Genomic DNA, 25,065 nt, shown 5'->3' with positions numbered 1-25,065 from the left:
GTTCCGGCGCCGCGGAGCCGCCAAAATCACGGAAAAGCGAGGGTTTCCGGGCGTTGCGGGCGGGCGCGCAGCAGGGGTCGCAAGACAACTCTGTCAACCTGCGCGCACAGGGCTTATATGGCGGATAATCCTGCTTTGGAGGCTCCTCTTTGCTGGCCCATGGTGCCATCGTGGGTGGGATGACGATTCGCATGACCGACCCGACCAAGCTGCCCAACGACCTGCCCGGCTATCAGCCCGCCGCGGGCGGCATTGCCGCGCGCGCCCGCGCCCAGGCGATGCCGGCGTATCTCTCCGGCCTCAATCCCGAGCAGAGCGACGCGGTGCAGACGCTGGACGGCCCGGTGCTGGTGCTGGCCGGCGCCGGCACCGGCAAGACCCGCGTGCTGACCTCGCGGATCGCGCATATCCTCTCCACCGGCCGCGCCCGCCCCGCCGAAATCCTGTCGGTGACCTTCACCAACAAGGCCGCGCGCGAGATGAAGCTGCGGCTCGGCCAGATGCTCGGCCAGGCGGTCGAAGGCATGCCGTGGCTCGGCACCTTCCATTCGATCGGCGGCCGCATCCTGCGCTATCACGCCGAATTGGTGCAGCTGACATCGAACTTCACCGTGCTCGACACCGACGATCAGATCCGGCTGTTGAAGCAGCTGCTGGCGGCCGACAATATCGACGACAAGCGCTGGCCGGCGCGGATGCTGGCCGGCTTGATCGACGGCTGGAAGAATCGCGGGCTGACGCCGTCGCAGGTGCCGGCGGGCGAAGCCGCGATGTTCGGAAACGGCCGCGGCGGCAAGCTCTACGCCGCCTATCAGGAGCGGCTGAAGGTTCTGAACGCCGCGGATTTCGGCGATCTGTTGCTGGAGGACATCCGGCTGTTCCGCGAGCATCCCGACGTGCTGCGGCAGTATCAGCAGCGCTTCAAGTACATTCTGGTCGACGAATACCAAGACACCAACGTCGCGCAATATCTCTGGCTGCGGCTGCTGGCGCAGGCGCCGTCTTCCACCTCTCCCCGCTTGCGGGGAGAGAGCCTGCCCCCGGGCTACGACCCGGGGGTCGGATTGCGCAGTAATCCGGGTGAGGGGGCGCCCCAGCAGATCGCGGACTCTCAGGAGCCGGAGACGCCCCCTCACCCCACCCCTCTCCCCGCAAGCGGGGAGAGGGAGCAGGCCGTGCCCACCTCTCCGCCGCCGAAAAACATCTGCTGCGTCGGCGACGACGATCAGTCGATCTATGGCTGGCGCGGCGCCGAGGTCGACAACATTTTGCGCTTCGACCACGACTTCCCCGGCGCGAAAATCATCCGGCTGGAGCGCAATTATCGCTCCACCGGCCACATCCTCGCCGCCGCCTCGCATCTGATCGCGCACAATGAAGGCCGGCTCGGCAAGACGCTGCGCACCGAGGACGTCGACGGCGAGAAAGTCACCGTCACCGGCTCGTGGGATTCCGAAGAGGAAGCCCGCGCGATCGGCGAAGAGATCGAGCAGCTGCAGCGCGACGGCCACAAGCTCAACGACATCGCGATCCTGGTGCGCGCCTCGTTTCAGATGCGCGAATTCGAAGACCGTTTCGTTACGCTCGGCCTGCCCTACCGGGTGATCGGCGGCCCGCGGTTCTACGAGCGCGCCGAAATCCGCGACGCGCTCGCTTACTTGCGGGTGATCAATTCGCCGGCCGATGACCTCGCCTTCGAGCGCATCGTCAACGTGCCGAAACGCGGCCTCGGCGACGCCACCGTGCAGCTCTTGCACGACCACGCCCGCAAGCGAAAGATCCCGCTGACCGAGGCGGCGCGCGCTATCGTCGACAGCGACGAGTTGAAGCCGAAAGCGCGCGGCAGCCTGCGCGACCTGATGACCTCGTTCGACCGCTGGCGGATGCAGCGCGACGTGAAGACGCATACCGAGTTGGCCGAGATCGTGCTCGACGAGAGCGGCTACACCGAGATGTGGCAGAAGGACCGCTCCGCCGACGCCGCCGGCCGGCTCGAGAACTTGAAGGAATTAGTCCGCTCGATGGAAGAGTTCGAGAACCTGCAGGGCTTTCTCGAACACATCTCGCTGGTGATGGACCGCGAGGGCGGCGCCGACGAGGACGCGGTGAGCGTGATGACGCTGCATTCCGCCAAGGGCCTGGAATTCGACAACGTGTTCCTGCCGGGCTGGGAGGAAGGGCTGTTTCCGCATCAGCGCGCGCTCGACGAACAGGGCCGCGCCGGGCTCGAGGAAGAGCGCCGCCTCGCCCATGTCGGCATCACCCGCGCCCGCAAGCGCGCAAAGTTGTACTTCGCCTCCAACCGGCGGATTCACGGCACCTGGAATACGACGCTGCCGTCGCGCTTTCTCGATGAACTGCCGGCCGACCATGTCGAGATCACCGAATCCAAGGGCGGCTCCGGCTGGGGCGGCGCCGGCGGCTACGGCTCGTCGCGCTTCGACAATATGGAATCGTTCGGCTCCAGCTACACCACGCCGGGCTGGCAGCGCGCCCAGGCGGAGCGCGCGCGCAACAATCGCGGCGGCGGCGGCAACAATGGCGGCTTCAGCGAAGAGCAATCGCCGTTCTCGTCATCGCGGAACGAGTCCGACAGTTTCGCCAAGAAGCGCGCGCCGCTGACCATCGAGGGCGAACTGGTAGCGAAATCCACCGGCGCCAATTCGGACTTCGCGCTGCAGGACCGGGTGTTTCACCAGAAATTCGGCTATGGCGACGTGGTCCGCGTCGACGGTAACAAACTCACCATCGCCTTCGACAAGGCCGGCGAAAAGAAGGTGGTCGATAGTTTCGTGGAGCGGGTGTAGTCCTCGCTCACTTAACGCCGCTGGCCCCTGGCAATCTTCCGTCATATGGTTCGACGGGGGCCAGCCGAATGCTAACGAACAGCCGCGAAATTATTCGCCGTCTTGGACAGGAAGGTTGGATGCTGGTCCGTGTGACCGGCTCGCATCACGTCTTCAAGCATCCGAAGAGCAAAGACATCGTTACCGTCCCGCATCCCAAGAAGGACTTGGGAAAAGGCCTGGTTCGTGCCATTTATAAGGGCGCAGGCTGGAAGCCCGATTGAGGTTCGCCATGACCCATTACATCGCCATCATCGAGGACGCCGGGCCGGACTTTGCCGTCGGCGTCTGGTTTCCGGATCTGCCGGGCTGTTTCTCCGCCGGCGACGACCTCGACGACGCGCTGCGCAATGCGCCGGAGGCGATGGAGCTCTACCTTGAGGACTTTGAACAAGACGGTAAGCCGCTGCCCAAGGCGCGCTCGCTGAGGGAATTGAAGGCCGATCCGGAGGTCGCCCCCGATCTCGCCAACTACATGTTCGCCGTCATTCAGTTGCGTGATCGCGCCGATGCGGCGGAGTAAGCGGGCGCTTCCCGCGTAACAGGAAATCTCCCATGCCGCTCTACATCGCCGTGATCCGCGACCACGCGGGGCATTTCACCGTGTCGTTTCCCGACGTGCCGGGGCTGGTCACCGCCGGCGACGATTATGACGAGGCCGTCGAGGAAGCCGTCGCAGCGCTGGAAGAGGCCGGCGAGGAGTGGACCAATCCGGACGGCTCGACCGGGCTGAAGCCGCCGCGCAGCTTCGACGAGCTGCAGGACGATCCGGCTTTCCTCGCACTGGCCGAAGGCGCCACCCTGGTCGAGATCGAGTGGCCGGTCGCGGACTGATCGTCCAACCCAAATACAGCCGTCATTCCGGATTGCGAGTTCGCAAGAACGAGCAAGTCCGGAATCCATACTCCCTGCGGTGATTATGGATCCCGGGCTCACTGGCAGCTAAAGCTGCTCGCGCCCCGGAATGACAGCCTGGGAATCTTGATGCGCCTCATTCCAACTCGAACAGCGCTAGCGGCGGGCGTTACGCTGCCGCTTGGTGCGCGCCGAGCGGCCGCTCTTCGCCTTGCTGGTTTGCGCGCGGGGCGCCGGCTCCGCCTTGTCCGGCACGGCCTCCTCGGTCACCGGCGGGGCGATGCTGGCGAATGATTGCTGCAGCGTATCGAGTCTGGCGCTCAACCCCGCAACACGATCGGAGGCCTTCTTCGTCTCGGCCTGTTGCGCGCGCAGCAGATCTTGCACCTCCTGCAACTGATCGATCGCCTGCTGTTGCGAATCCTGCAGCGCCCTGGTGGTCTCGATCAGCGCGTCGAGCTGGGGGTTCTTCGGCGGCGGCGCCAGCTTGGCGACGGTCGGCGATGCCGCCGGATTGCCGGTGACCCGCCACGCCACCGCGCCGCCGACGATCAACAGCGCGGCCAGCGCCACCACGAGCAGGCGTTTGGTCGGGTCGGCGGCGCCGCGGCGGGTGCTCTCGGCGGGCTCGGACGGCAGTGATTCAACCATGCGTGGCAACGTCGTTGCAGCGCACTGGTTCCACGGAAAACGCCGAAACGCAGCGCGCGGCCATCGCTAAGTCATTGAAAATGCACCGCTCGGCTATGATCATCGGCAGCGGATTGCAAACCGCTGGCGCAGTTCCTATTTGAGCCGTCCCCCGCGCCCTCCCGCGCCGCGCCGCCTCGGCCTATTGCTTGCGCCGATCCTCGCCCTGTCAGACCCGAAGAGCTTGATGCCCCCGATCATCTCCATTTCCCACCTGTCGAAGACCTATGGCTCCGGCCTGAAGGCGCTCAACGACGTTTCGCTCGACATCGACCGCGGCGAAATCTTCGCGCTGCTGGGGCCGAACGGCGCCGGCAAGACCACGCTGATCAGCATCATCTGCGGCATCGCCAATCCGAGCGCCGGCCAGGTGCTGGTCGACGGCCACGACAACGTCGCCGACTACCGCGCCGCCCGGTCGATGATCGGGCTGGTGCCGCAGGAACTGCACACCGACGCGTTCGAGACGGTGTGGGCGACGGTGAGCTACAGCCGCGGGTTGTTCGGCAAGAAGGCCAACCCCGCCTATATCGAGAAGGTGCTGCGCGACCTGTCGCTGTGGGACCGCAAGGATTCCCGGATCATCACGCTGTCCGGCGGCATGAAGCGCCGGGTGATGATCGCCAAGGCGCTGTCGCACGAGCCGCAGATCCTGTTCCTCGACGAGCCGACCGCGGGCGTCGACGTCGAGTTGCGCAAGGGGATGTGGGAAGTGGTGCGGGCGCTGCGCGCCACCGGCGTCACCATCATCCTCACCACGCATTACATCGAAGAAGCCGAGGAGATGGCCGACCGCATCGGCGTCATCAACAAGGGCGAGATCATCCTGGTCGAGCAGAAGGCCGCCTTGATGCAGAAGCTCGGCAAGAAACAGCTGAAGCTGCATCTGCTCGGCACGGTCGAGGCGATCCCGCCGCAACTCGCGGACTACAATCTGGCGCTGTCCGAGGGCGGCAGCCAGCTGATCTACACCTACGACAGCAAGGCCGAGCGCACCGGCATCACCGGCCTGCTCGCCGCCTTGCGCGAGGCCGGCATCCGCTTCCACGATCTCGACACCACGCAGAGTTCGCTGGAAGACATCTTCGTCAGCCTGGTGAGGGCGTGATCATGAACCACCGGGCAGTACGTGCGATCTATCTGTTCGAAATGGCGCGGACCTGGCGCACGCTATTGCAAAGCGTGGTGTCGCCGGTGCTGTCGACCTCGCTGTATTTCGTGGTGTTCGGCGCCGCGATCGGCTCGCGCATCACCCAAATCGAGGGCGTCAGCTACGGCACGTTCATCGTGCCGGGGCTGATCATGCTGTCGATCCTGACCCAGAGCGTGTCCAACGCCTCGTTCGGCATCTACTTTCCGAAATTCTCCGGCACCATCTACGAACTGTTGTCGGCGCCGGTGTCGTTCTTCGAGGCCGTGCTGGGTTACGTCGGCGCTGCCGCCAGCAAATCGATCATCCTCGGGCTGATCATCCTGGCCACCGCCTGGCTGTTCGTGCCGCTGCACGTCATGCATCCGTTCTGGATGCTCACCTTCCTGGTGCTGACCGCGGTGACCTTCAGCCTGTTCGGCTTCATCATCGGGGTGTGGGCCGGCAATTTCGAGCAGCTGCAGGTGATCCCGCTGTTGGTGATCGCGCCTTTGACCTTCCTCGGCGGCAGCTTCTACTCGATCAACATGCTGCCGGAAGCCTGGCAGACCGTCGCGCTGTTCAATCCGGTGGTGTATCTGATCAGCGGCTTCCGCTGGAGCTTCTATGAGATCTCCGACGTCAGCCTGGGCGCCAGCCTCGGCATCACGCTGGGCTTTCTCGCGATCTGCATGGCGACGGTGTGGTGGATCTTCAAGACCGGCTATCGGCTGAAGAACTAACCGGGCGGCGGCCCGGCAAACCGCGGACACGAAAAAGCGCGGCCCGATCGGCCGCGCTTTTCTTTTTTCAAAGCTGAATTTTAGCGGTAGCAGCGATAGTTGCCGCTCCGCGTATAGTAACCGCGGCAGCGCGGCCCGCGATGGCCGCGACGATAGCCGCGATCCGGCACGCCGAGCACGCCGTTGACGCCACCGACCACGCCGCCGACACCGGCGCCGATCGCGCCGCCGACCACGCCGCCGACCGGACCGGCCGCGCGATTGCCCTCGCGGGAGCCGCGCTCGGCGCCGCCGATGATGCCCTGGGCGTTACTGGTGTGCGGAATGGCCAGCAGCGCCAGCGCGAGCGCCGCAGTCGCCAACAACAGCTTCGCAGGTGACCGTTCGGCGCGAAGCGCGAGCGTTGAAATCTTTTTGTTCATGATTGGAATCCCTCTGGCTGCCGTCCCTGTCCCAGCGTTCGGAACGCGCCGATGGTAACGGCGCTCCGGAACGAAAGTTCCACAGCCCTGCGGCTTTCGTCGGTCAGCGTTGCGGCGGTGGGCGTCGCGGTCACGCTGTCGCCATCACGGCGCATTAACGCTGCGCCGAGCGGCCCCTGGAAACTTTTGCGACCGATGCGCATATAGACACGGGGACGGAGGGTGCACGTCGGATCAAGGCCAGGAGGCCTCACTTCACATGCGTTTGTATCTCGTTGCGTTATCCGCCCTGATGTTTCTGGTCGGCGGCGACCTCGCGCAGGCCAAAGTCGCGATCACCGTCGACAAGGATGCGCAGCAGATGACCGTCGCGGTGGACGGCGTCGAGCGTTATCGCTGGCCGGTGTCGACCGGCAATCCGTCGCACGAAACCCCGAACGGCAGCTTCCGCGCCTTCCGCATGGAGGAGGATCACTACTCCAAGGAATTCGACGACGCGCCGATGCCGCACTCGATCTTCTTCACCAAGGTCGGCCACGCCATTCACGGCACCGATTCGGTCAGCCGGCTCGGCAGCCCGGCGTCGCACGGCTGCGTCCGGCTGTCGCGCGCCAATGCCTCGACGCTCTACGCGCTGGTGCAGAGCGAAGGCGTGCTCAACACCACCGTCAGCCTGAGCGGCTCGGCGCAGGTGGCGCTGGCGCGCAATCCGAAGCCGAAATCCAACACCGCGGTGGCGCGGCGCGCGCCCGCTGCGGCGGATTACGACGCCGCCGCCGGCGCGCCGGTCGATCTTGCGGCGCAGCCGGCGCCGCGGCGGATCGCCCCGCAGGTCACCGATGACGGCTACATCTACCCGGCCGACGGCAGTTCGGACCAGGCGCGCTATCCGGCGCCGCGCGGCTATCGCCGCTACGAGGACGCCCAGGCCGCGCCGCAGCCGCAGGTGCAGTATTATGGCAGCGCCCGGACCTATGCGCCGCAAGCCTACGCGCCGCGGCCGTATTACGCCCCGCGCAGCTATTACGGCTACGACGACTAAGCCGGCAACACCGCGCCAACAAGCAGCGGCGCCGCCGCCGTCACTGCTCGCCGTCGCGTAAACGTCGCCACACCGCGCCCAAAACGTTGGAATAGTCGTCGGTCCACACCCGCTGGGTCTTGTCGGGCGCGGTGAGCGCCCATTTGTCCGACGACGCGATGGAGCCCACGTCGGCATCCTGCCGCGCCGACACCACCACCGAGGTGGAGAAGATGTATTCGGCGTCGCGGCCGGAGTCCTCCGAATACACCCAGCTCTTCAGCGCGTTGGCGTCGGCGATGCCGACCACCACGCTGGCGAGTTCGAGATGCCGGTTGGAGACGTGCATCAGCACCGCGCCCTGCGGCGAAAGCTTGGCCTTGTAGATCGCCATCGCCTCCTGGGTGGCGAGATGGATCGGGATCGCGTCCGACGAATAGGCGTCGACGATGATCAGGTCGTAGAGCCCGTCCGGCTCCTGCGCGAAGGTCAGCCTGGCGTCGCCCATCACCGGCGCAAGATCCGGCGCGCAGGTCTTGACGAACGTGAAGTATTTCGGGTCGCGCGCGGTATCCACCATCGACTGGTCGATCTCGAAGAAGCGCCAGCTTTCGCCGGGCGCAGCCGCACAGGTCAAGGTACCTGAGCCCAGCCCAATCACCGCGACCCGCAGCGGCGCACCCTTGCGGGCGCGGATCGCGCTGATGCCCTGCCCGATGCCGCCGTCCTGGTGATAGTAGGAAATCGGCTCCGGCCGCCCGGTGACCGGCGAGCCGTCGTCGTTCAGCACTTTCTGCGCGCCGTGAATCGTGGTGCCGTGCATCAGCACGTGGTACTGGCCGTTCGGCGTCACCACGATCTTGTGCACGCCGAAAAAGCTACGCACCGTGTCGACCCGGCCGTCCTCGTAAGGGTAGACGCGCAGCAGCACCAGCCCCAACGCCACGGTGGCGAACACCTTCCAGCGATTGGCGCGCAGCACCAGCGCGGCAAAAGTGGCCAGCAACGCCACATCGCCGATCACCACCACCCGGTGGGTCTCGAGCCAGTCGAACAGCGTGCCGCCGTTGAGGCTTGGCGCCAGCAGCGCCACCGCGACCACCGCCAAGACCGGCCAGTACCAGCGCGTCCAGCGCGGCAACGGCTCGGCCGCGGGCGGCCGGCACAGCGCCGCCAGCGCCAGCAGGATCGGATATTCGGCGATCCAGGAAAACGTGTAGGGCGCGACCAGCCCGGCGAACAGCCCGCCGACCATGCCGCCGAACGACAGCGCGACGTAGAACCCGGTGAGATGGCTGGCGGCCGGGCGGGTGCGCGCCAGTTCGCCGTGGCAGGCCATCGCGATGATGAAGAAGCACAGCTGGTGCCCGCCGAGCGTCAGCAACAGGTTCTGCTCGCCGCCATAGGCCAACAGGATCAGCACCCCGGCGATGGCGAGCGGCTGCAGCGCCAGCATCCATTTGTGCGGCAGCAGCGGCCGCGACTGGAACACCAGCACCCAGGTCAACAGATACAGCGACAACGGCAGCACCCACAGCAACGGCGCCGCGGCGACGTCAGTGGAAATATGCGCGGTGACCGCGATCAACAGCCCCGACGGCACCGCGGCGAGAAAGATCCAGCGCGCCCGCACCGCCCAGGTCGGCGGCGGCGCCGGGGTGGCGTCGGCCTCGTCGCGCAGCGTGACGCCCGGCGACTGCAGCAGCAGCCAGCCGCAGCCGAGGATCAGCAGGATCAACAGCGCGTAGCCGGCGGTCCACACCAGGTTCTGCGTGCGCAGCGACAGCATCGGCTCCAGCAGCAGCGGATAGCACAACAGCGCCAGGAAGCTGCCGATGTTCGACGAGGCGTAGAGGAAATACGGATCGTGGCCGTCGGGATGGCCGGTGCGGACGAACCAGGCCTGCAGCAGCGGATTGTTGGCGGCGAGCGCGAAGAACGGCAGGCCGATCGACACCGCGAACAGCCCGAGCAGCCAGAACGGGTAGCCACTCGACGGCGGCGTGCCCCAGCCGCCCGCGATCGACAGCGGCAGGCCGTAAAACGCCACCACCAGCAGCAACAGATGCACCACCACCGGGATGGTCCGGCTCTGCAGCCGCATCAGGTAGTGCGCATAGGCGTAGCCGCCGAGCAGCAGCGACTGGAAGAACACCATCGCCACCGACCACACCGCCGGCGAACCGCCGAGCCGCGGCAGCACCATCTTGGTGAACAACGGCTGCACCGAAAACAGCAGCAGCGCGCTGGTGAAGATCGCCGCGGTATAGACAATCAGGATCAGACCGTTGCGGGACCGGGGGATCGGTTCCGAGGCGGCGGCGGGCGTCGACGACGTCATGGGGACTCCAACGTGATCCGGCTGGGCGCCGGGCGGACGGCGGGCTCGCGTCAGCGACGAGCGAGGCAGGCGAAGCAAGCGGAGATCAGGTGATCTACCACGGCGCGCTTGTGCCCGTCACCCAACTCTTCGATAAAGGCCCACGCGTGGCGTGGCCGCCGAGGCCGCCGAATTTCACCGAACCGTCGTGAACCAGATGTCGGATTGTGACGTATTGATCATCGGGGCCGGCCACAACGGCCTGACCTGCGCGGCTTACCTGGCGATGAGCGGGTTGCGGGTGAAGGTGGTCGAGCGCCGCAACGTGGTCGGCGGCGCCGCGGTCACGCAGGAGTTTCACCCCGGCTTCCGCAATTCGGTCGCCGCCTACACGGTGAGCCTGCTCAATCCGAAGATCATCGCCGACCTCAAGCTGCACGATCATGGATTGCGCATCGTCGAGCGCCGGGCGCAGAACTTCTTGCCCGGGCCGCACGGCCGCTACCTGCTCACCGGCGAGGGCCGCACCCAACGCTCGGTGAAGAAGCTCAGCAAGAGCGACGCCGGCAAGATCGACCGCTTCATGGCCGAGCTCGAAGCGATCGCCGACGTGCTGCGGCAATTCGTGCTGCGCGCGCCGCCGAATCTGGTCGAAGGCTTCGGCCTCGGCGCGATCCGCGAGGCGGTCAACGCGCTCGGCACCGCCAATATTCTGCGCGGGCTTTCGCTTGCGCAGCAGCGCACCCTGCTCGACCTGTTCACCGGCTCCGCCGGCGACATGCTGGACGACTGGTTCGAGAGCGATCTGGTCAAGGCGCTGTTCGGCTTCGACGCCATCGTCGGCAATTACGCCAGCCCCTACGCCGCCGGCTCCGCTTACGTGATGCTGCACCACGCCTTCGGCGAGGTGAACGGCAAGAAGGGAATCTGGGGCCACGCGCTGGGCGGCATGGGCGCGATCTCCGAGGCGATGGCGGCGGCGGCGCGCGGCGCCGGCTCCGAGATCGAAACCTCCGCGGGCGTCCGCGAGATTCTGGTCGAGCGCGACCGCGTGGTCGGCGTCACGCTCGACGACGGCCGCGCCGTGCGGGCGAAATATGTCGCCAGCAACGTCAACCCGAAGCTGCTCTACACCAAGCTGCTGCCTGCCAACGCGCAGCCCGACGGATTTCGCGAGCGCATGACGCATTGGCGCAACGGCTCCGGCACCTTCCGGATCAACGTCGCGCTGAGCGAACTGCCCTCCTTCAGCGTGCTGCCGGGCGAAGGCGACCACCTCAGCGCCGGCATCATCATCGCGCCCAGCCTCGGCTATATGGACCGCGCCTGGCACGACGCCCGCGAACACGGCTGGAGCCGCGAGCCGGTGGTGGAGATGCTGATCCCCTCAACGCTCGACGACTCATTGGCGCCGGCCGGCCAGCACGTCGCCAGCCTGTTCTGCCAGCACGTCGCACCGTCCCTGCCCGACGGCTCGTCGTGGGACCAGCACCGCGACGCCGTCGCCGACCTGATGATCGCCACCGTCGACCGCCACGCCCCGGGCTTCGCCAAAAGCGTGATCGGCCGAAAGGCGCTGTCGCCGCTCGACCTCGAGCGCGACTTCGGCCTGCTCGGCGGCGACATCTTCCACGGCGCGCTGTCGCTGAATCAATTGTTCTCGGCGCGGCCGATGCTCGGCTACGCCAATTACCGCGGCGCGGTGAAGGGGCTCTACCACTGCGGCTCCGGCGCCCATCCCGGCGGCGGCGTCACCGGCGCACCGGGCCACAACGCGGCAAAGGCGATCTTGAGCGACCATCGCGCGCTGTTCATGACAAATCGGTTTTGATGCCCGCGGCAAGCAACTGGTAAGGCAGCAATAAAAGGAACTCAGAAGCTTCGGGCGAATGTTGGAAAAGCCCTGCAAAACCGCTGCATAAGCTGTGCATAAGTCCTGTATAAGCCGGTGCGTAACGTGATGAAAACCTCTGGATAAGCTGCTGATAGACTGTGACAAAGCAGCCCCGCCCCCGACCGAGTTGAGATGCCATGCCCCTGACCCCGACCACCTTTCGCGCCAGCGCCGCGATCGGCGATGAACCGACTGCCCGCCGCGTCGTCGATCTGTTGACCGAATGCTTCGACGACGGCGCCGCCGCCGTCACCGCGTTCGAGCGCAGCGACGGAGCCTGGGAGCTCGCGCTGAACTTCGCCGAGCCGCCCGAGCAGGCCTCCGTGCGCAGCCTGGTGGCGCTGGCCGCCGGCGATGACGTCGCCGCGGCGCTTAGCTTCGACACCGTGGAGGCCAAGGATTGGGTCCGCGCCAGCCTGGAGGGGCTCGATCCGGTGCCGGCCGGCCGCTTCGTGGTGCATGGTGCGCACGACCGCGACAACATCGCTCCGAACAAGCTCGGCATCGAGATCGAGGCGGCGCTGGCGTTCGGCACCGGCCACCACGGCACCACCCGGGGCTGCCTGTTGCTGCTCGACGAGGTGTTGAAGCGGCGCACCCCGCGCAACGTGCTCGACCTCGGCACCGGCACCGGCGTGCTGGCGATCGCCGCCGCCAAGGCATTGCAGCAGCGCGTCACCGCCAGCGACATCGATCCGGTCTCGGTGCGGGTGGCGCGCGACAATGCGCGGCTGAACGGCGTCGGCAATCTGTTCGACGGGATCTGCGCCGCGGGCTTTGCCGATGCGCAGTTTGGCGCCGCCGCGCCGTTCGATCTGGTGCTGGCCAACATCCTGGCCAACCCGCTGCGGCAATTGGCGACGCCGATGGCGGCGCATCTGGCGCGCTCCGCCGACGTTATCCTGTCCGGCCTATTGCCGCATCAGACTCGCGGCGTGATCGCGGCGTACCGCGCCCGCGGCCTGGTGCTGGTCAAGCCGATCATCGTCGAAGGCTGGAGCAGCGTGCTGCTCCGTCGCGGCGCTTGAGCAGTCGGCAAATAGCGATGGCAGGCGTGGTTACTTGGGCTGTTACTTGGACTTTTACTTGGGCGGGGATTGCTCGCCCGTCGCCTCGTCGTCCTCGGAATGGGAGCGCCGGCGGTCGACGAAACGATCCAGAAGCTGGATGATGATGCCGTGTTTTTTCTTTTCCGGTTTGGGACTGGCGCCGCCCCGCGCCGGTGGCGATATTTTCTCAAACGTGAATGCAGGCATGTGTATCCCCTCATCGTTGAGTTGAAACACTCCTGGGATTTCCCCCAGTTGCTCGGCGAGACCGCGCCTTGACGGCAAATCGATTTCGCTTTTGCGTCTTAAGCACTATATTTCATGCACAACTCGTGCCACTACGAGGGTAATTTGCATCACGATTGCGGTGACGGCGGTCGAGCGAGGATGGTGAGCGATGTTCGAAGCCCTGTTTCAAACCTTCGAAGAGCCTGACAGCGGCGTCGCGCTCTCCGCGCGGCTCGCGGCGTTTCGCGAGGAATTGCTGCGGCGCAAGCTCAGCGGATTCGTGATTCCCCGCGCCGATCAGCAACAAAACGAATATGTCGCGCCCTCCGAGGAGCGGCTGGCCTGGCTGACGGGCTTCACCGGGTCGGCGGGTTTGGCGATCGTGCTGGTCGACCAAGCCGCGGTATTTGTCGACGGCCGCTATACGCTGCAAGCCGCCCAACAGGTCGATGGCCGGGCCTGGAGCGTGCAGCCTTTGGTTGAGCCGCCGCCGAAACACTGGCTTGGCGTGCAACTGAAACCCGGCGACCGCCTCGGTTTTGATCCGTGGCTGCACACTTCCGCGGCAGCCGAGCGGCTTGCCCAGGCCTGCGCCAAGGCCGGCGCCGAGCTGGTGGCGGTCGACAGCAATCCGCTCGATACGGTGTGGTCCGAGCGCCCGGCGCCGCCGCTGGGAGCCGTGGCGGTGCACGGACTGCAATTTGCCGGCGAGAGCGAGGCCGACAAGCTGGCGCGCATCCGCGCCGAACTCACCCCGCTCGGCGCCGACGCGCTGGTGCTGTCGGATTCCCACGCGGTGGCCTGGACCTTCAACATCCGCGGCGCCGACGTCTCGCATACGCCGCTGCCGCTGTCCTACGCGCTCGTCCCGAAGGACGGCCGGCCGACCGTGTTCATCGATCATCGCAAGCTGTCGAACAGCGCGCGCGATCATCTCGAACACAGCGCCGATGTGAAGGAGCCAGAAGCGCTGACGCCGGCGCTGCAGGCGCTGGCGATGACCGGGGCTGCGATCGCGCTCGACACTGCCACCGCCGCCGATGCACTGACCCGGCTGATCACCGCCGCCGGCGGCAAGCCGCTGCGCGGCGCCGATCCGGTGACGCTGTTGAAGGCGGTGAAGAACCCAACCGAGATCGCCGGCAGCAAGACCGCGCATCGCCGCGACGCGGTGGCGCTGGCAAAATTTCTCGCCTTCATCGATCGCGAGGCGGCAAGCGGCAAGCTCACCGAGATCGACGCCGTGGAAGCGCTGGAAAGCTTCCGCCGCGACACCGGCGCGCTGAAGGACGTCTCCTTCCCCACCATTTCCGGCACCGGGCCGAACGGCGCCATCGTGCATTATCGCGTCACCCGCAAGTCGAACCGCCGGATCGCGCCGGGCGACCTGTTGCTGATCGATTCCGGCGCGCAGTATCAGGACGGCACCACCGACGTCACCCGCACCATTGCCATTGGAGAGCCGACCGCCGAAATGCGCGACCGCTTCACCCGGGTGCTGCGCGGCCATATCGCGATCGCGCGCGCGGTCTTCCCGGACGGCAGCACCGGCGCGCAGCTCGACACCCTGGCGCGGCAGTTTCTCTGGCAGGCCGGGATCGATTTCGAGCACGGCACCGGCCACGGCGTCGGCAGCTATCTGTCGGTGCATGAAGGCCCGGCGCGGATCTCCAAGCTCGGCACCACGCCCTTGAAGCGCGGCATGATCCTGTCCAACGAGCCCGGCTACTACAAGGCCGGCGCGTTCGGCATCCGCATCGAGAATCTCGAACTGGTGGTGGAGACAACAATCGCCGGCGCCGAAAAGCCGATGAACGGCTTCGAGACGCTGACGCTGGCGCCGATCGATCGCCGGCTGATCGATCTTGGTTCGCTGAGCGACGCCGAGATCGGCTGGCTCGACGACTATCACGCAAGGGTGCGCAGCGAGGTGCGCCCGCTGCTCGACGAAGCGACCAAGCTCTGGCTCGATGAGGCCACCGAGCCGCTGGCGCACGGCCCCACGGTCCCGAAAATCGCCTAGCCGTATTCCGAAAAGCCGCTGCTCGCACGGCTGCGGCGTCGGTACAGTCCAACCATTGCAGATTTCGGTTAGGACTGGCACGCCACCTCATGCACGGACAGACCGGCAAGACGCCGCCGACCGCAACTCACGCCGACAAACTGATCTCCCGCTCGATGCTGCTGGTGCTGGTCGCGATGACCGGCGCCGCGCCGGTCGCGATGTATATTCTGGTGCCGGCGCTGCCGATGCTGGCGCGCGACTTCGGCCGCGACATCTCGATCGCGCAGATGACGGTGTCGCTGTTCATGGTCGGGATCGCGTTTTCGCAGGTCGTACTCGGCCCGTTGTCGGACAAGCTCGGCCGCCGGCCGGTGATGCTCGGCGGGCTGGCGCTGATGATGGTAGCGAGCGTCGGCTGCATCTTCGCCGAGACCCTGCCGCAACTGATCGCCGCGCGTTTCCTGCAGGCGCTGGGCGGCGCCTGCGGCATGGTGATCGGCCGCGCCATCATCCGCGACCTCTACCCGCGCGAGCGCGTCGGCAGCATGATCAGCCTGGTGGTCGCGGTGATGATGATCGCGCAGATGCTGAGCCCGCTGCTCGGCGGCGTGCTGGAGATCAGCCTCGGCTGGCGCGCGATCTTCTACGTCCTCGCGCTGGTCTCGGTGCTGGTCACCATTCTGGTCGCGGTGGCGCTGCCGGAAACGCGGCGCGCCGCCGATCGGCTGCCCGGCGCGAGCTTTTTGTCGGACGCCCGCAGCCTGACCAGCAGCCGCGCCTTCGTCGGCTATGTGCTGTGCCAGGTGCTGGCGTCCTCGATCATCTTCACCTTCGCCGGCGGCGGGCCCTATGTGGTGGTGATGCAGATGCACCGCTCGTCCGCCGAATACGGCGCCTGGTTCGCGACCTCCGGCCTCGCCTATCTGATCGGCAATCTCGGCTGCGTGCGGTTTTCGCCGCGGCACTCGCTGGAACGCTTGATCTGGTTCGGCCTCGCGCTGCAATTGCTCGGCGCCACGCTCAATCTGGTCTGGGGCCTGCTCGGCTACAATCAGCAGCCGAGCTGGCTGTTCGGCACCCACATGCTGATCACCTTCGCCACCGCCTTCGTGCTGTCGAATTCCGCGGCCGGCGCCATCAGCGTCAAGCCGGAGGCCGCCGGCACCGCGTCGGGACTGATGGGCTTCCTGCAGATGGGATTCGGCGCGCTGTGCTCGCAATTCGGCGCCTGGCTCGGCGGCCATTTCGCAACCCCGGTGCCGCTCAACATCGCGCTGGTGGTGCTGTCCTTGGCCTGCGCGGCAGCGATGTTCTTCCTGGTGCCGCGCGACGGCGCGGTGGCGACCGAAGATCTGATCGAGAAGGCCGAGGAAGAAGAGACCGGGTTGTTGTAGAGGCAGAGAACTAACTGTTCCCCGGACGCGACGCAGCGCGAAGCGATGCGACGGGAGCCGGGGCCGTCCCAAGCTCAACATCCGTAACGGTCCCGGTTCGCCATGCAGCGTCAAGCACGCTGCACGGCGTCCGGGACACGCAGCTCACCCCTCGATCAGCGCCAGCCACTCGTCCTCGCTCAGCACCGCGACGCCGAGGTCGCGGGCCTTGGTGAGTTTTGAGCCGGCGTCCTCGCCCGCCACCACGTAGTCGGTCTTCTTCGACACCGAGCCGGCCACCTTGGCGCCCAGCCGTTCGGCCGCGGCCTTGGCTTCATCGCGGGTGAATTTGGTGAGCGAGCCGGTGAACACCACGGTCTTGCCGGAGATCGGCGTCGCCTGCTTCGGCTGCTCGGCGGGACGCACCTGGATCTCTCGCAGCAATTCGTCGACCGCCTTGACGTTGCGGTCTTCCGCGAAGAACTCCACCACCGCGTCGGCGACAATATCGCCGATGCCGCCGATGTCGTTGAGATCCTGATAGGCCTCCGACGTGTTGCCTTCCGCGCTCTGGCCGGCGGCGGCCGCCAGCATGGCGTCGCGAAACGCCGCGATCGTCCCGTAGTGCCGCGCCAACAGCTTGGCGTTGCCCTCGCCGATATGGCGGATGCCGAGCGCATAGATGAAACGATGCAGCTCGATGCTGCGGCGGGCGTCGATCGCGGCGAACAAGTTGCGCACCGAGGTCTCACCGTAACCTTCGCGGTCGATGATCTTCGTACGAGAGCGGGCGTCGCGCTGCTGCAGCGTGAAGATGTCGACCGGATGCATGATCAGGCCGTCGTCGTAGAATTCCTGCACCTGCTTTTCGCCGAGCCCTTCGATATCGAAGGCGTTGCGCGAGACGAAATGCTTCAGCCGCTCGATCGCCTGCGCCGGACAGATCAAGGCGCCGCTGCAGCGCCACACCACCTCGCCCTCCTCGCGCGTGGCGTGGCTGTGACACACCGGGCATTTGTGCGGAAACTGATACGCCTCGGCGTGCTTCGGCCGCTTGTCGATCACCACGCTGACGATCTGCGGAATGACGTCGCCGGCGCGCTGCACGATCACGGTGTCGCCGATGTGGATGTCGAGGCTCTTGATGTAGTCCTCGTTGTGCAGCGTGGCGTTCTGCACCACCACGCCGCCGACGGTGACCGGCGCAAGCCGCGCCACCGGCGTCAGCGCGCCGGTGCGGCCGACCTGAATCTCGATGCCGTTGAGAACCGTGGTGGCCTGTTCGGCGGCGAATTTATGCGCGATCGCCCAGCGCGGCGCGCGGCCGGCGAAGCCGAGCCGTTCCTGATAGTCCAGCCGATCGACCTTGTAGACCACGCCGTCGATGTCGTAGGCCAGCTGCGCGCGCTCTTCCCCGATCTTGCGATAGAACGCCAGCGCCTCGTCGACATTCTTGCACGGCGTAATCCGCGGATTGACGGTGAAGCCGGCGCGCTTCAGCCAGTCCAGCATCTTGGACTGGGTCGGCTGGTCCATCGGATAGTCGCTCATCTCGCCCCAGGCATAGGCGAAGAATTTCAACGGCCGCGACGCGGTGACCGCGACGTCCTTCTGCCGCAGAGAGCCCGCGGCCGAGTTGCGCGGATTGGCGAACGGCGCTTCGCCGGCGGCCTCCTGCTTTTCATTCAGCGCCAGAAAGTCGCTTTTCAGCATGTAGACCTCGCCGCGCAATTCGCAGGCGGCGGGCGGCTTGGCCACGGCGAGTTCATTGGGAATGTCCTTGATGGTGCGGACGTTGGCGGTGACGTCCTCGCCGACAAAACCGTCGCCGCGGGTGGCGGCGCGCACCAATTCGCCGTGCTCGTAGCGCAGCGACAGCGACAGCCCGTCGATCTTCGGCTCGGCGACAATCGCGGGAATTTCATCGGCGTCGAGTTTGAGAAAACGCCGCACCCGGGCGAGGAATTCTTCGACCTCGTCGTCGGAAAACGCGTTGCCGAGCGACAGCATCGGCACCGCGTGCTGCACCTTGGCAAAGCCGCGCGCCGGCGCCGCGCCGACGGTCTGGGTCGGCGAGTCGGCGCTGACCAGGTCGGGAAACTTGGCCTCGATCGCCTCGACGCGGCGGCGCAGCGCGTCGTAATCGGCATCGGAAATTTTCGGCGCGTCGTCTTGGTAGTAGGCGTTGTTATGCCGCTCGATTTCCAGCGACAGCCGTTTCAGCTCGACCTTGGCTTTGGCCTTGCTGAGGGTGTCGAGGTCGGCGGGAGCGGTGGGTTTCTTGGCCATCGGCAAGCGATACAATGAAGTGCGATCAGAGAAAAGCGCAGCGCCCTCACCTCTCCCCGCTTGCGGGGAGAGGTCGACCCGGCGGAGCGCCAGCGAAGCCGGGTCGGGTGAGGGGGCGCTGCGTTATGCCGAGGCGCCCCCTCACCCGGCCCGACAAGCTTCGCTTGTCGCGCCACCCTCTCCCCGCACGCGGGGCGAGGGAAAGAGCCCTACCCCGCCGCCTTGATCAGCTGGTCCGCCGCCGCCCGCGCCTCGGCGGTGATTTCGGCGCCGGCCAGCATGCGGGCGATCTCCTCGCGGCGGCGGTCGGTCTGCAACGTGTCGACGCGGGTGGCGACGCGCTTGCCGCGGTCGAGCGCGTCCTTGGAGATCAGCAGATGCTGGTCGGCGCGTGCGGCGACCTGCGGCGCATGGGTCACCGCCATCACCTGGACCTTGGAGGCGAGCCGCGCCAGCCGGGCGCCGATCGCGTCCGCCACCGCGCCGCCGACGCCGGTGTCGATTTCGTCGAACACCAAGGTGGGCGCCGAACCCTTGTCCGACAGCACCACTTTCAGCGCCAGCAGGAAGCGCGACAGCTCGCCGCCGGAGGCGACCTTCATCAAAGGCCCGGGCTTGGTGCCGGGGTTGGTCTGCACCCAGAACTCGACGCGGTCGCAGCCCTGCGGGCCGGGCGACGCCGGATCGGTCTCGACCTGGGTCATGAATTTGGCGCGCTCGAGCTTCAGCGGCGCCAACTCGCCGTTCACCGCCTTGTTGAGTTTTTCCGCGAACTTCGCCCGCGCCGCCGAGAGTTTGGCGGCGGCGGCGGCATAACGCGTGTCAGCCTCGCCGGCCTTCTGCTCCAGCGCCTTCAACTGCCCGGCGCCGGCATCGATCAGCGCGACGTCGGCGGCGTATTTTGCGGCGAGCGCCGCAAGGCCATCGACCGGCGTCGAATATTTTCGCGAGGCGGCGCGCAACGCGAACAAGCGTTCCTCGATGCGCTCCAGTTCCAGCGGATCGAAATCCGCCGCGATCAGGGCCGCGGTGAGGTGCTGGTCGGCCTCCTCCAGCGCGTTGATCGCCGCATCGATCGCCTTCACGGCAGGATCGATCAGGGCCGGCGCGTTGCCGGCGCGGCGTTCCAGCCGGCGCACCGCGGCGGCAAGCGCCGCCACCGGCGAATGATGGCCGCTGACCGCGTCCTGCGCCTCGCGCAGATCGCCGGCGATCTTCTCGCCCTGCATCATCGTGGTGCGGCGCTCGGCCAGCGAGGTCTCCTCGCCGTCCTTGGGGTGCAGCTTCTTCAATTCGTCGGCGGCGTGACGCAGAAAATCCGCCTCGCGCGCGGCGCGCTCCATGCCGGCGCGGTGCTCGTCGAGTGCTGAGCGCGCGGTGCGCCGCGCGTCCCACAGCGTCTCGAGGGCCGCGACGTCCTTCTCCAGCCCGGCAAAGGCGTCGAGCAGCCGGCGGTGCGTGGCGGCGTCGACCAGCGCGCGCTCGTCGTGCTGGCCGTGGATCTCGACCAGCGAGGCGCCGACCGCCTTCAGGGTCTGCACGCTGACGGTCTGGTCGTTGATGAAAGCCCGGGTGCGGCCGTCGGCGAGTTGCACCCGGCGCAGGATCATTTCGGAAGAATCGTCGGGGCTGGCGTCGTCGAGGCCGTTGGCGGCGAGAATCGCGAACGCCGGATGGCCGCGGGCGACGTCGAACGCCGCGGTGACCTGGCCGTGCTCGGCGCCGTGGCGCACCAGGCCGGCGTCACCGCGGCCGCCGAGCGCCAGCGCGAAGGCATCGAGCAGGATCGATTTGCCGGCGCCGGTCTCGCCGGTCAACACCGCGAGGCCGCGGGCGAATTCAATATCCAACCGTTCGATCAGGACGATGTCACGGATCGACAGGCGGGCCAGCATGCAAAGATGTTCCTAACCGAGGCCGAGCTTCTTGAAGGCCTTGCTGATGTAAGAGCCGCGATTCTCGCTCGGCTCAACGCCGCCGGACTTTACGAGATTGTATGCGTCTTGGTACCACTTGCTGTCAGGAAAGTTGTGGCCAAGGACCGCGGCGGCGGTCTGCGCCTCGCCGACGATGCCGATCGCCATATAGGCCTCGGTCAATCGCGCCAGCGCCTCTTCGACGTGGCGGGTGGTCTGATAGCGCGTCACCACGGTCTTGAAGCGGTTGATCGCGGCGGTGTAGTCGCGCTTTTCCATGTAATAGCGGCCGACGTTCATTTCCTTGCCGGCGAGCTGGTCGCGGGCGCCTTCCAGCTTCTTCTTGGCGCTGGTGGCGTATTCCGAGGTCGGATATTTGCGGATCACCTCTTCGAGCGCGGCGATCGCCTTTTCGGTGCGGCCCTGGTCGCGCGAGATGTCCGGGATCTGGTCGTAATGCGAGGCGGCGATCAGGTACTGCGCGTAGGCGGCGTCCGGGCTGCCGGGATGCATCGTCACGTAGCGCGTCGCCGAGCCGATGCAGCTGTCGTAGTCGCCGGCCTCATAAAACGCGTAGGCCGACATCAGCAGCGATTTGCGCGCCCAGTCGGAATACGGATGCTGGCGGTCGACCTCCTCGAACTTCTTCGAAGCTGCCTTGGGATCCTTGCCCTTGTTCATCAGGTACAAGCCCTCGTTATAGAGCTTGTCGGCCGGCTCGTCGGTGTAGGTCTCGTCCTTGGCGGCGAATTTGTCCCACAACGCGCCGGTGCCGCAGCCGCTGAGCGGCAGCGTCAGCACGATCAGCCCGGCGGCGAACCGCAGACCGCGCATGGAGCGCGCGCCGCCGAGATGGACAACCAGTTCCCGCAAACCGGGCGTCATGCGTTGTGCCGACATATGTTACCTGATGCCTGTGATGCCCTGCCCGCTGCGCAATCCGTGACCCCGTCATGGACAAGCCATGCTCGGCCGTGGACGCGCGACCGCAGGCGGTTTAGCCCAAAAGGGTCGATTAACCAACCGAGTACGCAGGCATTTCGCCCGGAATAAGGCGACCGCGTGGCACCTGCGGAGGGTTGTGGTTAACTGCCAGGCGCCAGCCGCGCGCAACCATATCCGGCCGCAACACCGACGGCCAGACGTCGTTCGGGAGACGGAGACTTCAGGAAACGTCGGGGCCGTAGGCCGGAGCCACCATGCCGCCGAGCATGCCGGTGACCACCTCGGCGTGGCCGCGCGGACGCCGCGCCGGCTCGGCCTCGATCACCCGCCAGGCGCTGTGATCGGCCAGCAGCGCGGTCAGCACGGCATGGTTGAGCTTGTGGCCGCCGCGCACCGAGCGATAGGCGCCGAGCAGCGGCAGGCCGGCCAGCGCCAGATCGCCGACCGCGTCGAGCACCTTGTGGCGCGCGCATTCGTCGGCGTAGCGCAGCCCTTCGGTGTTGAGCATCCTTGTGTCGTCGAACACGATGGAATTGTCGAACGAGGCGCCGAGCGCGTAGCCCAGGCTCCACAGCCGCGCCACGTCGGTCATGCTGCCGAAGGTGCGGGCGCGCGCGACTTCGCGGCGGAAGTTTTCCGGGCTGAGATTGAGAATGTAGCTCTGGCGGCCGATCAGCGGATGGGCGAAGTCGATTTCGACTTCGGCGCGGAAGCCGTTGGCGTTGGGCCGCAACTCGCCGAAGGAGTCGCCGATCGCGACCTGGATCGGCTTCAACACCTGGATGAAACGGCGCGGCGCGGATTGTTCGCGGATCCCGGCCTGATCGATCGCGGCGACGAAGGCGGCGGCGCTGCCGTCCATGATCGGCACTTCCGGGCCGTCGACTTCGATCACGGCGTTGTCGATGCCCATGCCGCGCAATGCAGCGAGGACGTGTTCGGCGGTGGAGACCAAGGGACCGCTGCTGTCGCCCAGCACGGTGGCAAGCTCAGTGGCGATCACCGATTTCGCCGAGGCGCGGACTTCACGGTCGGAGCCATCGAGGCCGGTGCGGACAAAAATAAAACCCGCATTTACGTCTGCGGGCCCGATGGTCAGATTCACTGGAAGGCCGGAATGGACACCGACGCCCGTCACCGTGGCCTGCGAACGAAGCGTGGTCTGACGACTGAATTTCATAGCAAGTCTGCCCACCAATGACCCAGTTGAAGATCGAAGCTCAGCGAAGATCCGCGACTCGACTTCAATGTCCCCAATGTCAGAAAACCATACCCACTGTCACAAACCGCACCAACTCACGCTTTTTTACGAATTGTTACCCTAACTCCGCCGCATTAGCGCCGCCCGTTAACCGAATTCCTTACCGATCGTGGCAGCGGGCGCTTTTGCAAATCTCGCCACGGTCCTATTTTCTTAAGTCTTCTCAATATCTTATGTTGAACTTGCGACGTTGCCCTACGAAGGAATAATGGCCTCGGCAGGTTCCGCCGAGGCCATCCGGTTGCCCAGATTGTTACAGTCCGGTCACTTCGACTGCCGCCGCAGGAAGGCCGGGATATCGAGATGGTCGTCGCCCTGTGGCGGATGGGCCACAGGTGCCGGGCGGCCATGGAGGTCGAGACCCTGCGGCGCGGGCCGCCGGGCGTATTCGGAAACCGGCTCGGACGCCATCTGCTCGGCGACGCTGCGCTGCGGCTTGCGCTCCGGCAAGGGCGGCATCGGCGCCATCGCGGGACCTGCGGGACGCGCCGAGACCGGCGGCTCGCTGTCGTCTTCGCGGCGGCCGAGGCCGACATTGGCGAGGCGCTGCAACAGCGACATCCGGGTCTTGTGCGGATGCTCGTCCTCGGCCTCGCCCTGGGCGTGGCGGATTTCGTTCTGCGCCGGCATCGGCAATTCTTCGAACTTCGGCATCCGCGGCGAACGGATCGCGGCGCGGTCCGGCTGCTGCGGGATGAACGATTCGGGGGTCGGCGGCTCGTCGTCGACCACCGGACGCGCCGGTTCCGGATCCGGGAACAGCGACGGCTTCTGCGCGATGGCGCGGACGGTGACGTCGCCATAGGACGTCGGCTGCGGCGCCACGCCCTGCGGCATCTGCTCGGTGCCGACCGCGGCGGCGATCGCCGCCAATGCGGCGCGCTCGACATTGTTCGAGGGCGCGCGCGGCGCCGCGGCATTGGTCGGGCGCGGAGCCGCCGGAGCGGCTTCCGGCGCCGAGCGCTGCTGGTCGGCGCGCAGCCGCGCGGTCAGATCGGCAAGCCGGCTGTCGGGAGTGCTGCCATTGGCGGGAGCGGACGGCGCAGCGCCGGCCGGAGCGGCGAGATTGCGGGCCAACTGGGCCTGCTCGATGCCGGTCGCCACCACCGACACGCGGATGATGCCGTCGAGGCTTTCGTCGAAGGTCGCGCCGACGATGATGTTGGCGTCCTGGTCGACTTCCTCGCGGATGCGGGTGGCGGCTTCGTCGACTTCGAACAGCGTCAGGTCCTTGCCGCCGGTGATCGAGATCAACAGGCCGCGGGCGCCCTTCATCGAGGAATCGTCGATCAGCGGGTTGGCGATCGCGGCTTCGGCGGCGGTCAGTGCCCGCTTCTCGCCGGAGGCTTCGCCGGTGCCCATCATCGCCTTGCCCATCTCGCGCATCACCGCGCGGACGTCGGCGAAGTCGAGGTTGATCAGGCCTTCCTTGACCATCAGGTCGGTGATGCAGGCGACGCCGGAATACAGCACCTGGTCGGCCATCGCGAAGGCGTCGGCGAAGGTGGTCTTCTCGTTGGCGACCCGGAACAGGTTCTGGTTCGGGATGATCAACAGCGTGTCGACCACCTTGTGCAATTCGGTGATGCCGGACTCCGCGGTGCGCATCCGGCGCTGGCCCTCGAAGTGGAACGGCTTGGTGACCACGCCGACCGTCAGGATACCCATCTCCCGCGCGGCCTTGGCGATCACCGGAGCGGCGCCGGTGCCGGTGCCGCCGCCCATGCCGGCGGTGACGAACACCATGTTGGCGCCGGACAGATGATCGCGGATCTCGTCGATCACCTCTTGGGCTGCGGCAGCGCCGACGTCGGGCTGCGAACCGGCGCCGAGGCCCTGCGTCACCTGGGTGCCCATCTGCACCAGGCGCTCGGCCTTCGACATCGTCAGCGCCTGCGCGTCGGTGTTGGCGACCACGAAATCGACGCCCTGCAAGCCGGCGGTGATCATGTTGTTGACGGCGTTGCCGCCGGCGCCGCCGACACCGAACACGGTGATCCGGGGCCTCAGCTCGCGAATATCAGGGACGTTGAGATTGATGGTCATGGGTGCCTCTCGATTACGCGCGCGTTGAATCGC

At 66.6% G+C, this 25,065-nt stretch carries 20 protein-coding genes; 11 read left to right on the top strand and 9 right to left on the bottom strand.

From position 1 onward, the window contains the following. Window positions 1-191 precede the first annotated feature (191 nt). From HNR60_RS09675 to HNR60_RS09660, 4 genes are all read left to right on the top strand, one after another. Window positions 192-2,807 (top strand): ATP-dependent helicase, encoded by a 2,616-nt coding sequence (locus HNR60_RS09675; RefSeq protein ID WP_184256812.1) that lies wholly within the window; start codon window positions 192-194, stop codon window positions 2,805-2,807. Window positions 2,808-2,875: 68 nt separating this feature from the next. Then, the gene (locus tag HNR60_RS09670; RefSeq protein WP_184256810.1) at window positions 2,876-3,070 is read left to right on the top strand and encodes a type II toxin-antitoxin system HicA family toxin; all 195 of its coding nucleotides are present in this window, start codon (window positions 2,876-2,878) and stop codon (window positions 3,068-3,070) included. An 8-nt stretch (window positions 3,071-3,078) separates the two neighbouring features. Beyond that, window positions 3,079-3,369, top strand: coding sequence for a type II toxin-antitoxin system HicB family antitoxin (locus tag HNR60_RS09665; RefSeq protein WP_184256808.1), 291 nt, complete (start codon window positions 3,079-3,081; stop codon window positions 3,367-3,369). A 32-nt stretch (window positions 3,370-3,401) separates the two neighbouring features. Further along, window positions 3,402-3,680, top strand: a complete 279-nt coding sequence (locus HNR60_RS09660) for a type II toxin-antitoxin system HicB family antitoxin (RefSeq protein ID WP_184256806.1) — start codon at window positions 3,402-3,404, stop codon at window positions 3,678-3,680. Window positions 3,681-3,857: 177 nt separating this feature from the next. Here the strand turns inward: HNR60_RS09660 and HNR60_RS09655 are convergent, their stop codons facing one another. Further along, window positions 3,858-4,352 carry a hypothetical protein gene (locus tag HNR60_RS09655; protein ID WP_184256804.1) on the bottom strand — a complete coding sequence of 165 codons (495 nt, stop codon included), beginning with the start codon at window positions 4,350-4,352 and terminating at the stop codon, window positions 3,858-3,860. 226 nt (window positions 4,353-4,578) lie between these two features. On the opposite strand from HNR60_RS09655, the gene HNR60_RS09650 reads away from it, so the two are divergent. Together HNR60_RS09650 and HNR60_RS09645 are read left to right on the top strand one after the other, a co-directional pair. After that, entirely contained in the window at window positions 4,579-5,499 is a 921-nt protein-coding gene (locus HNR60_RS09650; protein WP_184256802.1) for an ABC transporter ATP-binding protein, read from the top strand. 2 nt (window positions 5,500-5,501) lie between these two features. Continuing rightward, window positions 5,502-6,263, top strand: a complete 762-nt coding sequence (locus tag HNR60_RS09645; RefSeq protein ID WP_041802961.1) for an ABC transporter permease — start codon at window positions 5,502-5,504, stop codon at window positions 6,261-6,263. A gap of 80 nt (window positions 6,264-6,343) precedes the next feature. Here HNR60_RS09645 and HNR60_RS09640 read toward each other — a convergent pair whose 3' ends face one another. Beyond that, complete coding sequence (locus HNR60_RS09640) at window positions 6,344-6,685, bottom strand: hypothetical protein (RefSeq protein WP_184256800.1); 342 nt, start codon at window positions 6,683-6,685, stop codon at window positions 6,344-6,346. Between the two features lie 259 nt (window positions 6,686-6,944). Here HNR60_RS09640 and HNR60_RS09635 point away from each other — a divergent pair, with 259 nt between their 5' ends. Then, window positions 6,945-7,727, top strand: a complete 783-nt coding sequence (locus HNR60_RS09635; RefSeq protein WP_184256799.1) for a L,D-transpeptidase — start codon at window positions 6,945-6,947, stop codon at window positions 7,725-7,727. Between the two features lie 40 nt (window positions 7,728-7,767). Here the strand turns inward: HNR60_RS09635 and HNR60_RS09630 are convergent, their stop codons facing one another. After that, window positions 7,768-10,047 carry a spermidine synthase gene (locus tag HNR60_RS09630; RefSeq protein WP_184256797.1) on the bottom strand — a complete coding sequence of 760 codons (2,280 nt, stop codon included), beginning with the start codon at window positions 10,045-10,047 and terminating at the stop codon, window positions 7,768-7,770. 196 nt (window positions 10,048-10,243) lie between these two features. Here HNR60_RS09630 and HNR60_RS09625 point away from each other — a divergent pair, with 196 nt between their 5' ends. After that, a complete protein-coding gene (locus HNR60_RS09625) occupies window positions 10,244-11,857 on the top strand; it encodes a phytoene desaturase family protein (protein ID WP_184256795.1) in 1,614 nt (537 codons plus the stop codon). A 200-nt stretch (window positions 11,858-12,057) separates the two neighbouring features. After that, on the top strand, window positions 12,058-12,948 hold the full coding sequence (locus HNR60_RS09620; protein ID WP_184256793.1) for a 50S ribosomal protein L11 methyltransferase: 891 nt from the start codon (window positions 12,058-12,060) through the stop codon (window positions 12,946-12,948). 54 nt (window positions 12,949-13,002) lie between these two features. Here the strand turns inward: HNR60_RS09620 and HNR60_RS09615 are convergent, their stop codons facing one another. Continuing rightward, entirely contained in the window at window positions 13,003-13,176 is a 174-nt protein-coding gene (locus tag HNR60_RS09615) for a hypothetical protein (RefSeq protein ID WP_184256791.1), read from the bottom strand. Between the two features lie 190 nt (window positions 13,177-13,366). On the opposite strand from HNR60_RS09615, the gene HNR60_RS09610 reads away from it, so the two are divergent. Together HNR60_RS09610 and HNR60_RS09605 are read left to right on the top strand one after the other, a co-directional pair. Continuing rightward, a complete protein-coding gene (locus tag HNR60_RS09610; RefSeq protein ID WP_184256789.1) occupies window positions 13,367-15,220 on the top strand; it encodes an aminopeptidase P family protein in 1,854 nt (617 codons plus the stop codon). A gap of 89 nt (window positions 15,221-15,309) precedes the next feature. Beyond that, window positions 15,310-16,596: a multidrug effflux MFS transporter gene (locus tag HNR60_RS09605; protein ID WP_184256787.1), complete on the top strand. Its 1,287-nt coding sequence runs from the start codon at window positions 15,310-15,312 to the stop codon at window positions 16,594-16,596. A gap of 144 nt (window positions 16,597-16,740) precedes the next feature. On the opposite strand, the gene ligA is transcribed toward HNR60_RS09605, so the two are convergent. The 5 genes from ligA to ftsZ form a co-directional block, all read right to left on the bottom strand. Then, on the bottom strand, window positions 16,741-18,864 hold the full coding sequence (gene ligA / locus HNR60_RS09600; RefSeq protein ID WP_184256785.1) for an NAD-dependent DNA ligase LigA: 2,124 nt from the start codon (window positions 18,862-18,864) through the stop codon (window positions 16,741-16,743). A gap of 209 nt (window positions 18,865-19,073) precedes the next feature. Then, on the bottom strand, window positions 19,074-20,759 hold the full coding sequence (recN, locus tag HNR60_RS09595; protein ID WP_184256782.1) for a DNA repair protein RecN: 1,686 nt from the start codon (window positions 20,757-20,759) through the stop codon (window positions 19,074-19,076). 12 nt (window positions 20,760-20,771) lie between these two features. Then, complete coding sequence (locus HNR60_RS09590; RefSeq protein WP_184256780.1) at window positions 20,772-21,680, bottom strand: outer membrane protein assembly factor BamD; 909 nt, start codon at window positions 21,678-21,680, stop codon at window positions 20,772-20,774. 265 nt (window positions 21,681-21,945) lie between these two features. Then, window positions 21,946-22,905: a UDP-3-O-acyl-N-acetylglucosamine deacetylase gene (gene lpxC / locus HNR60_RS09585; RefSeq protein ID WP_184256779.1), complete on the bottom strand. Its 960-nt coding sequence runs from the start codon at window positions 22,903-22,905 to the stop codon at window positions 21,946-21,948. Between the two features lie 345 nt (window positions 22,906-23,250). After that, window positions 23,251-25,032, bottom strand: a complete 1,782-nt coding sequence (gene ftsZ, locus HNR60_RS09580) for a cell division protein FtsZ (protein ID WP_184256778.1) — start codon at window positions 25,030-25,032, stop codon at window positions 23,251-23,253. Between the last annotated feature and the right edge of the window lie 33 nt (window positions 25,033-25,065).

It is taken from the genome of Rhodopseudomonas rhenobacensis (assembly GCF_014203125.1).
GTDB lineage: Bacteria > Pseudomonadota > Alphaproteobacteria > Rhizobiales > Xanthobacteraceae > Rhodopseudomonas_A > Rhodopseudomonas_A rhenobacensis.
The sequence above is the reverse complement of the archived record's forward strand: the minus strand, read 5'-3'. Positions and strand labels throughout refer to the sequence as shown.